The organism is Gammaproteobacteria bacterium (genome assembly GCA_028819075.1).
Lineage (GTDB): Bacteria > Gemmatimonadota > Gemmatimonadetes > Longimicrobiales > Gaopeijiaceae > BD2-11.
Map to the genome: position 1 here is coordinate 1 of JAPPMM010000022.1, position 9857 is coordinate 9857.

The window sequence follows — 9857 nt, forward strand, 5'->3', positions numbered from 1 at the left end:
GGACAAGAGTTATCGCATATGATCTAAAGCTATGAATATCAATAGCTTATAAAATCAACGCCCATCGCGCCATGGAGCTGCCCTTCGAAATCACCGAACTTGGCGTCCAATCCCGGACTCCACCCGAGCGCGGAAGACGCCGTGCATGCAGGATCCCGTCCTCAAGAAGATCTTCGCGATTCCCGCAATGGTCGAGCTCCTCGCACGAAGATACCGCTCAGACCTGGCCTCCCGGATCGATTTCTCCACGATCACGGAGCTGCCCAACGAACTCCTCTCCGAACAGCTCGACAAGCGCTTCCCAGATATGCTCTTCATCGCCAACCGCCGCGGCGAGAGCGGGAAGGTCTTGTTCCACATCGAGTTCCAGGCCACGTCCGATGTGGAAATGCCCCTTCGCAGTCTGATCTACGCCGGCCTCGCCGTCCAGAAGCTCCGCAGGCACTTCCGCGATCTCGGCGAGTCGCGCGCGCTCGTAGTCGTTTCGATGGTACTCTACCACGGAGCCGGTCCATGGTACGCGCCAGTGGCGGTGGAGGATCTTGTGCCGGGCCTCACCGAGTACGTGCTCGTCCGGCCGGAAGCCGTCGATCCCGGTTGCGCGCGCGTGGAGGACATCCCGGCCCTGCTATTGGGTCTTCTCGTGCCAGGACAGACGACCAGGCAGCTGGGGCGCAGGCTTGACGCCCTCGCGCGCGCCCTGGAGTCGAGCGCCAACCCGCAGCTCCGCGAACGGATCGCCCGGCAGCTCCGGGGCGTGTTAGCTTCGATGTACGACCACCCCCTGCTGAAGGAGCCAAGTCGGATGGCCACCATGCTCGAAGTCTTCACCGAGGCCCGCGACGCGGACCGGGCGAGTGCCCACAACGAGGGACGCAACGAGGGACGCTTGCAAGGCCAGGCGCGAGTGGTCGCGCGCCAAGCGACGCGGCGGTTCGGTCCCGAGACGGCACGGCGTCTCTCGCATTTGCTCGCCGGTGTCACCGACATGGACCGGCTGGACGGCGTGGCGGAGGCCGTCATCGACTGCGGTGGGGGCGGCGAGTTCCTCGCTCGGGTTGAGGCACTGCTCAAGGCCTCGCCTACTCAGACAGACATGCGCCTGCCAAGGAGTGATTTCATGAACTCGGGGTGATCACCTCGAACCCCACCACGTTCCGCGTCTCCCGGCTGAACTCCACATCCAACAAGAAGAGTTGTGTGTAATCGATTGCGTATCATCACGCGGTCGATTACATTCGCCTCCATGAACACCTTCCGACGCCCCCAGCTGGACGAACTCGTCCATTCCCTCACCGAGCAGGTTCATCCACGGATCGTCGCGCTTACCGGACCCCGCCAGACGGGCAAGACCACGATGATCCGGCAGGCGCTCCGGCGTGTGGACATCCCGAGCCGCTACCTGCCGGTCGATGAAAGGCTCGCAGAGCATGCCCACAGACGGGACGAAGAGGGCGACTCGATACGTACCGGGTGGCTCCTGGACGCCTGGCAGAAGGCTCGCGAGGACGCCGAGCAGAGCGAGCGGGGCTTCGTCCTGGCTCTCGACGAAGTCCAGCACGTGAAGGGCTGGTCGACCATCGTCAAGGGCCAGTGGGACCGGGACCGGTGGACCGGTTGCCCGCTTCGTGTGATCGTTGCAGGGTCCGCGCCCTGGACCATGCTGACCGGCCTCCAGGAGAGTCTCGCGGGGCGCTTCATGCCCGTGCAGGCCCGCCACTGGTCCTTCTCCGAGATGTCGGCCGCGTTTGGCTTCGGTGTCGACGAGTACCTGTTCTACGGGGGCTACCCCGGCACGGCATCCGCGGTCGGCAACCTGGAAGCCTGGCGAGAGGGCGTCCTGAAAACGATCGTCGCGCCCGCAATCGAGCGGGACATCATCGCCCTGACTCGCGTGGACAAGCCGCCGCTCATGCGCCGCATGATGGAACTGGCTGCCCGGTATTCCGGCCAGGTGCTTTCGTACAACAGGATGCTGGGCCAGTTGCAGGAGGCCGGAAACACGACCACCCTGGCGACCTATCTCGATCTGCTCTCGGACGCGGGACTCGTCACCGGTCTTCCCAGGCACTCTGCCAAGCCGTATCTGGGCAGGGCGTCGAGCCCGAAACTGAACGTCCTCAATACCGCGCTGATGACCGCGCCGCTCACCTACACCTTCGAGGAGGCACGCGCCGACCGCACGTTCTGGGGCCGACTGGTCGAGAGCGGAGTGGGCGCGCACCTCGCCAACACGGCCGGGTCCGCCGTGGAACTGTCCAGCTGGCGGGACGGGCCACACGAGGTCGACTTCGTGCTCTCTCGCGGTCCCAACCTGGTCGGCATCGAGGTCAAGAGCGGACCACGACCGGGGCGCCTCAGCGGACTGTCGGAGTTCCGGAAGCGGTTCCCGGGTGCCCGGACGCTCGTGGTGGGGGAGCGTGGGGTGCCGCTGGAGGAGTTTCTCTCCCACCCGGCGCGCTACTGGGCCGACAACCCGACCCCCTCCGCGGCTGGCGAAACGGGAGAGAGCCGTGCCGTCCGTGAGCCGTCACCGGGGTACGAACCGTCATCCGCGCATAAACCACGCAGATCATTCCCGGGGTATCGAGACCCGATGCTGCCCGGGCGGGAAGCCGACGAAGACCCGATCCTGCACGAGGAACGAATCAGGTTCATGGCGGGCGTCCGCATGGACGAGGACGTCCTGGCACGCGGCCGGGGGTCGCCCTGGCTCTGGCACCTGATCGGGCGCGCGTACATGGGCGCGATGCCGGAACACTTCCAGGACGACCCGATCGTTCGCCTGGGCGTTCGACTGGGGGACGACGAGGGGCTCTTGGCGTCGGTGCTCGCCGGGCTTCCCCGGCTCGTGGGGAGCGACGATCTCCCTTCGCTCGAGGAGGTCGTCCGGCGGGAGGAGGAGTTCGCGAAAGCGCCGCCCTTCACCGATACGGTGCCGCGCTTCACGTACCAGATCCTTGCCGGCATGGGCGAGGTCGAGCGGCTCGGCGGAGATGCGCTGGCCGGGCTCGATGCCGACGCGGTCGCCAGGGCCGTAGGCTGCTACTACATCACGCCCTACGTGGAGGAGCCGGCGTGGTATCGGCGGGCCGTCCGGGTGCACCCGGAACCCTGCGCGCGGGCGCTGGTGGCGGTGCACAGGTCGCTCATCCGGCGGCGGAAGGACCACAACAACCATCTCTTCGCGCTCGCCGACGATCGGGTCCATGCCGAGGTGGCGCGACGCGGTGTACCCCGGCTGCTCGGAGTCTTCCCCACGCGCTGTGCCCGAACGCAGGTGTCGGCGCTATACGCGCTTCTGTGGGCCGCCGTCGCGCACGTGCCCCCGGGTGAGTTCGCCGGGAGAATCCGCCGCCGGGCCGCCGCGAAGGGGATGGACGTGGCTCAGCGCGCCGTCTGGCTCGGCGCCGGCCTGATCGTGTCGCCTCGCGAATACCGGCCTGCGGTGGAGGACTTCGTGGAACGGGGACGGGAGCCGAGGGCGCGCCACATTCTCCGGTTTCTGGTGCCCGCCTGGCCCCGGGAGCCCGCCATCGACGAGCCCTGGGTGGAATGGGACACGGTCGATATCGCCGCGCTGGTGAAGGCGCTGGGGTCCTGGTACGACCCCTGGTGGGGCGGCCTCGGGTCCGGATCCAGGCTCGCTTCCCCGACCTTCAGCCTCCGGGTCGACGGCCTCATCAAGCGCTGGCTGACGATCGTGGCCGAACGCCAGGACCCCGAGGCCGGACAAGCCCTAGAGTCACTGGCCGACGACCCGGCGCTGGCGAGCTGGTACGATGTGATCGAAGAAGCGAAGACCCGGCGCCGGGCAAGGGCGATCAGGGCCCGCCATACCGTCTGAGCCGCCTACATCCAGCCTTCCCGCTCGATCAGCCGCTCGATGTGGGCAAGATGGTGCCGTCCGTGCCAGGCGTAGAGGCCGACGTTCCGGGCCAGCGGGATCGCGCCGGCCTCCGGGTGCACGAACTCGAGCTGGAACTGCGACCAGTTGAGGCGGCGCAACAGGTCCTCCCAGCGGGTGTGGAGGGCCTCCAGTGCGTCGAGCGATGGGCCAACCGGGCCCCGGGCGTCCGGCAGCTCCGCCCAGGCCTTCTCGTCGTAGGCCTTGATGGCCGGCCGGTCCTCGGTCAGGGTCCACTTGAAGCGCACGTAGCTGTTCAGGTGGCTGTCGAACAGGTGGTGCACGACCTGGCGCACGGTCCAGCCGTCCGGCCGATATGGCGTGTCCAGTTGCTCGTCCGTGAGGGGCGCGACCGCCGCCCGCAGATCCGCGGGCAGAGACGCGATCTCGTCGATCCAGGCCTCGACCTGCTGCTCCGTAATCTCGGCCGGAGGAGCGTACCGGCCGATGGGATAGCGAAGGTCGGGCGTGCCGGAATTCGTCGGTGTCATCGGGTTCATTCCCTCGGCGTTACCGCGTGCCCAGCACGCAGTATTGATAGATGCTCAACCCCTCGTCCGTCGCCATGTTCTCGGCGATGTCGTCCACGCCGTATCCCTCGCCCAGGTCGCCGATGGGCCCATCATCGAGTACCCGGAGCGGTGTCTCCGATTCGAACACCGCCAGGTCGGCGAAACCGGTCGGAAACGACGCCCCCATGGCCCGTTCCACCGCCTCGATGCGTTCGAGGTCCTCCTGCCTCTCGAAGTCCCGCTTCTGCATGTCCTCCGCGAAGTAGTCGAACGCGATCCGGAACGAGGTGATCCGGGCGCACAGGCGGTTCAGGAAGGGGAAGATGGTCTCGGTGGGCAGATACATGGTGTTGCCCTCCCACACGATCACCGTCGGGGCGTCCAGGTCGAATCCGGCTTCCGCCAGCTTCTCCGGGAGGTCGACTTCCAGGTAGTTGAAGGGGAGCGCGGGGCTGGGCGTGATACCGTGTCCGCGCAGGACGTCGTGCTTATAGCGAACCACCGCCCCCTGGTCCACCTCGTAGTGGGTCACCCCCGGCGCCGCGAAGATCTGGGCGCGCATGTCGAGCCCGGCCCCCAGCGAGACGACCTGGCGCGCGCCCTCGGCGATCCCCCGCTCGACGAAGCGGTTGAAGAAGCGCGTGCGGAACCGGAGCATGTGGGTGGACTCGGGCACCGCGTCGGCCAACTGGCGGGCCATTCCCATCGCCTGGTCCGTGACGAACCACTCGGCGTAGGGGTCCTCGAAAAGCGGCCGCGCCTTCTCCTTCTCCATCGCCCGGAAGCAGGCGATCACGAACGCGGTGGTGCCGACTTCGTTGATGTCGACGGTCATGGTGTCTTCCCTTCCTCTTTGTTCAGGTTTGCAGCGCCGCTGTGTGCTTCGGCGCGGCGAACTCTAGCCTTGCGGGTGTCTCGATGGCAACGACCTGGCGACGCGACGGCGCCAGGGACGGGATGGCTACTTCGGCAGCTCTCGGCGCCCGCGGTCCTCCGGCAGCGGTCCCCGCCCGCGGTCCTCCGGCAAGCGCGTCAGCGTGAGCGCCAGCTCGGCGGCGAACTCCTCGGCGATCAGCCGGTCGGCCCGCTTGATCCTCAGCACGAGCTTCGAGGGATGCTTGAGCTTGAGGCCCTGCGGTCCCGCGATCTTCTCGAAGGCGAGTAGGTCTGCAGCGGTGATGGTGAGCTTCGGGCCGGCCAGCCTCCACCATTTCCGCGCCGTCACGACCGCACCCGCCACCTTGGCCAGCGGAATCACGATCTCCTTCACGGGCTCGATCGCTTCGCGCGTCTCGTAGCCGCTGCCTTCCATCGATTCGGTCAGCACGGCGACACGCCACTGAATCACCAGGCGGTCGTCCTCCAGCCGCACGAGCCCATGGGCGGTCTCGGTGGTGGACTCGTATCCTCCGCCGGATGTGTAGAGGTCGGAACTGCGTTTCAGGGTGAAGGGAACGGCGCTCACGACGGCCATGACGCCTCCGGACGGGAGGGTTGCTGAACGTGGTACGTTGGCATTGACGCGGGCGGCGGCGCAATGAGAAAATGCCTCGCATGTCGCACTCCGTTCGCCGTCACCTGCGCGTCGAAGTCGATGCGTACGACGAGATCATCCGCCGCTTCATTCCGGGCTACGAGACGTTGGTGGATGCCGCCGCACGCGCGGTCGCGGCCGTGCGTCCCGGCCTGGTCCTCGACCTCGGGGCCGGCACGGGCGCTCTTTCCGAGGCGATTCTCCAGCACGATGCAGTCGGCACCGTCGAGCTTGTCGACGTGGATGCGGAGATGCTCGACCAGGCGCGGGTCAGGCTGGAGCGCTTCGGGAGCCGCGCGCGCTTCCGCGAGCAGTCCTTCCTGGATCAGTTTCCGGCGTGCGACGCGGTGGGCGCCTCGCTCGCCCTCCATCACATTCCCGAGATGCGGGACAAGGGTGCCCTCTACCGGCGCATCCATGCATCCCTGCGCCCCGGAGGCGTTTTCGTAAACGCGGATGCCGTGATGCCCTCCGACCCTGCGGGGCGGGAGGCGGGGTACGCATTCTGGGCCGCGCACATGGTCTCGCGGGGCATCCCCGAGGAACGGGCGTATCAGCATTTTGCGGAGTGGGCGGAAGAAGACACCTACCAGCCGATCGAGCAGGAGCTGGCGGCGATGGCGGCAGGGGGCTTCACGGCCGGGATCGCGTGGCACGAGGGGCCGATGGCGGTTCTGGTGGGTCACAGGACGTAGGAGTGGCACCTGCCCGTCTGCCAGTCCCTGCACGGCCCCCAACTGGAGTCCGACTGGATGCTCACCCTGGGATGGCAGAAGTCGTTCGATCCGCACTGATGCGGTATTGTTTGCGACGATGACGAAGTCGACGCAAACAGGATCCTTCCGACAACGCTCGCGGATGCCCTTGCCAAGCGCACTCATCCGGGCCGTGGTACTGGCGTGTGCCGGTGCCACGGTCGCGGGTGGGTCGCTGGAGGCTCATGCCCAGCTTGCCGGTGACGCGCGTCTGTATGAAGCGCCCAGAGCCCCGGCTGCCCCGGTCATCGACGGCGATCTGGACGAGGAAGCGTGGCGGGCGGCGCCCTGGACCGAGTCCTTCGTCGATATCCGCGGAGAGAGTTGGCCGATTCCGCAGTGGGCCACCCGCGCCAGGCTCACATGGGACGAGCGCTACCTGTATGTCGGCGCGGAACTCGAGGAGCCGCACCTCTGGGCGACGCTCACGGAGCGGGACGCGATCATCTATCGCGACCACGACTTCGAGGTTTTCCTCGATCCCGATGGCGACGGCCTGGCGTATTACGAGCTGGAGATCAATGCGCTCGGAACCGAGTTCGACCTCTTCCTGGACAAGCCCTACCGCGCAGGGGGCAGCGCGCACATCGCGTGGGACATGGAGGGGCTGCGCACGGCAGTGGCGCTGGACGGTACGCTCAACGACCCGTCGGATGAGGACCGGGGCTGGACCGTGGAGATCGCGATTCCGTGGTCGGCGCTCCGGCCCCCGGACGGGGTAGCGGCCGGCCCGGAAGCGGTGCCCGACAATTCACGGCAAGGCGGCGGGCGCGCGGCGCCGGATTCCGGGAATCGCGAGCCGGGGATGGCCCCGAATCCCGGCGACGAATGGCGCGTCAACTTCTCCCGTGTTCAGTGGCCGCTCATCATCGAGGACGGGGGCTACCGCAAAGCGCGCGAGCCCGTCGACTGGAGCGATCATCCCGAAGACAACTGGGTCTGGGCTCCCCAGGGAGAGATCGACATGCACATCCCGGAGAAGTGGGGCGTGGTGCGCTTCGTAGAGGGTGTCCCGGAATGACGTAGAGGGGGTGCCGGAATGAACCGTCGCGACTTCGTTCAGGCTGCCGGTGGCGCGCTGGCGTTGGCACCGCTGCTGAGCTGCGCTTCCGGAATCGATGAAGCCTCATCCTTCAGCGTCTGGAGCTGGGTGCACGGGAACCGCGACCGCGACGAGGGCGAGTGGCGACGGCAGTTCGCGCGCCTGCGGGAATCCGGCGTCAGCGCCGTGCTGGTCGGCGGCGGAGACATCGATCTGGTCTCGGGCGCCGCCCGCGCCGAGGGACTGGAGTACCATCGCTGGTTCTGGACGATGAACCGGAACGGGGACGCGTGGGCCCGTGAGAACCATCCCGAGTGGTTCACCGTGAGCCGCAACCTCGAGAGCTCGCTCGAACATCCGCCCTATGTGGACTACTACAGGTGGGTCTGCCCATCGCGGGAGCCGGTGCGGGCGTACCTGCGGGGCCTGGTGGGTGACCTGGCCGCCAATCCTGCCGTAGACGGTGTGCACCTCGACTACGTGCGCCACTGCGACGTCATCTTGCCGCGCGGGCTGTGGGAGACCTACGACCTGGTTCAGGATGTCGAGCATCCCGAGTTCGACTTCTGCTACTGCGGCGGAAGCAGTCGTGTTCACAACCTGATGTGAACATTGACCTTACGGGACTCAGACTCCGTTTTCCCGCTTTTCGGTTCCCGCCAATCGACTTGGGTCAGGCGCAGACCCTCGGGCGGCTCTCCAAAGCCTTCCTGAGCTGTCCAGCGTCGGCCTGCTGATAGCAGCGCAGCACCGTCTGGGCCTCCTTCCAGCCGCCGAGCTCGCAAAGCACCTTCAGCGGAAGGGCCATTAGGTCGGACGCGAACTTCCGCCTCAGCGAGTGCCAACCCCTCCCGCGCTTCGGTTCGAGCCCCGCCAGTGATTGGGCTTTGTCCCACCAATACCGGACCGCCGACAGGCCCGCGCACCGCGAGGCGTCCTTGGGGGCAGGTAACACCGGAGAGTCCCCGGCGTCGGGATACCTGCGTTGCGCAGCCTCTTCCAAGGCGACGACGGCCTCGTCGGTCATCGGTGTGACGTGCTCGTAGCCGGTCTTCTCATGCTCCGCCCGCCAGACGATGGTCCTGTCGTCGAAGTCGATATCAGACCACCGAAGCTGACGGATCGCGCCGATTCTGTGTCCCGTTTCGTGGGCCAGCACGAGCGCGACATGGAACCTCCAGTCCACCTTCCGGGAGACTCCGAGCAACGCCCCGTACTCCTCGTCGGAGAGGACGACCCGGGTGGGGTTCTTCTCCTTGGGCGTCTTCAAGCCCCTCAGCGGATTCGAGTCGAGAAGGAGCCTTCCGTTCTCGTCTCGGGACTTCGAGGCCCAGTTGAGGACCGCGATCAGGAATCTCAGGTCGAACTCGACTGTCCGGTCGGACACGGGTTTGCCGCTGGGTCCAACCTTGCCGACCCTCCGCGCCCGGATGAAGCGATCCCAGTCGCGCTGCGACAGGGTCGCCGGATCGCGGTCGAGTCCGAAGAACCCGAGGAACATCCTCATCGCAACCCGGTCGTATCGCCGCGACCTGTCGGCCTTGGTCGGCGTCACCTCCTCACCGTAGATGTCAAAGAGCCTTTCCAGCGTGAGCGGCTCGGGTTCGGCGTTGCCGTTGGGCTCGTGAACCGCGAAGCCCGCGGCGGCCTCGTCGGCCTGCCTCTTGGCCCGAGTCCAATCGCGGTGCTTCAGCGACCGGGTGAGCCTGCGCCCGTTCTCGCGCCACTCCATCTGGTAAAGGCCGGTCTTGGGATCGGTGAACACCCTCACCCGGTTCCGGCCCCATTCGCCGGCGCTGTACGAGCGCCGACTTCGTTTCGTGCGTGCCATCATTCGATTCCTCTCGTGATGGACCGCACGACCTGCGCGAACGAAACTTCGCGGAGGGAAGGCCCTTCCGCCAGTTGCAGTTGCTCGAAGGCCGGTTCCGTCCCGCAAACACGGTCAACGGGGCTGGGCGGCGAGCGCACATCGACATCGGGGTCCGTGTGCGCGGACACGCGTTCCGGACGTGCACGTCAGCGACGGCGCATGCCTCTTGCCGGATTGCAGTTGCACCACGGCCTCCGGGGCGGCTGCGCCGCGCCGGAAACGGAGGCCGTGACC

General features: G+C 66.9%; 9 protein-coding genes. 5 read left to right on the forward strand and 4 right to left on the reverse strand.

Going from position 1 to position 9857, the window contains the following annotated elements:
* Nucleotides 1-145: 145 nt before the first annotated feature.
* Entirely contained in the window at nt 146-1135 is a 990-nt protein-coding gene (locus OXU32_05420) for an Rpn family recombination-promoting nuclease/putative transposase (GenBank protein MDE0073405.1), read from the forward strand.
* 111 nt (nt 1136-1246) lie between these two features.
* A complete protein-coding gene (locus tag OXU32_05425; GenBank protein ID MDE0073406.1) occupies nt 1247-3847 on the forward strand; it encodes an ATP-binding protein in 2601 nt (866 codons plus the stop codon).
* A gap of 5 nt (nt 3848-3852) precedes the next feature.
* On the opposite strand, the gene bstA is transcribed toward OXU32_05425, so the two are convergent.
* The 3 genes from bstA to OXU32_05440 form a co-directional block, all read right to left on the reverse strand.
* Nucleotides 3853-4398, reverse strand: coding sequence for a bacillithiol transferase BstA (gene bstA / locus OXU32_05430; protein ID MDE0073407.1), 546 nt, complete (start codon nt 4396-4398; stop codon nt 3853-3855).
* Between the two features lie 19 nt (nt 4399-4417).
* The gene (locus tag OXU32_05435; protein ID MDE0073408.1) at nt 4418-5254 is read right to left on the reverse strand and encodes an SAM-dependent methyltransferase; all 837 of its coding nucleotides are present in this window, start codon (nt 5252-5254) and stop codon (nt 4418-4420) included.
* 126 nt (nt 5255-5380) lie between these two features.
* Nucleotides 5381-5893, reverse strand: coding sequence for a hypothetical protein (locus OXU32_05440; GenBank protein MDE0073409.1), 513 nt, complete (start codon nt 5891-5893; stop codon nt 5381-5383).
* Nucleotides 5894-5973: 80 nt separating this feature from the next.
* Between OXU32_05440 and OXU32_05445 the strand changes: the two genes are divergently transcribed.
* From OXU32_05445 to OXU32_05455, 3 genes are all read left to right on the forward strand, one after another.
* Nucleotides 5974-6648: a class I SAM-dependent methyltransferase gene (locus OXU32_05445; GenBank protein MDE0073410.1), complete on the forward strand. Its 675-nt coding sequence runs from the start codon at nt 5974-5976 to the stop codon at nt 6646-6648.
* A 169-nt stretch (nt 6649-6817) separates the two neighbouring features.
* Nucleotides 6818-7729 carry a carbohydrate-binding family 9-like protein gene (locus tag OXU32_05450; GenBank protein MDE0073411.1) on the forward strand — a complete coding sequence of 304 codons (912 nt, stop codon included), beginning with the start codon at nt 6818-6820 and terminating at the stop codon, nt 7727-7729.
* Nucleotides 7730-7747: 18 nt separating this feature from the next.
* Nucleotides 7748-8359, forward strand: coding sequence for a hypothetical protein (locus tag OXU32_05455; protein ID MDE0073412.1), 612 nt, complete (start codon nt 7748-7750; stop codon nt 8357-8359).
* Nucleotides 8360-8423: 64 nt separating this feature from the next.
* Here OXU32_05455 and OXU32_05460 read toward each other — a convergent pair whose 3' ends face one another.
* On the reverse strand, nt 8424-9521 hold the full coding sequence (locus OXU32_05460) for a site-specific integrase (GenBank protein MDE0073413.1): 1098 nt from the start codon (nt 9519-9521) through the stop codon (nt 8424-8426).
* Between the last annotated feature and the right edge of the window lie 336 nt (nt 9522-9857).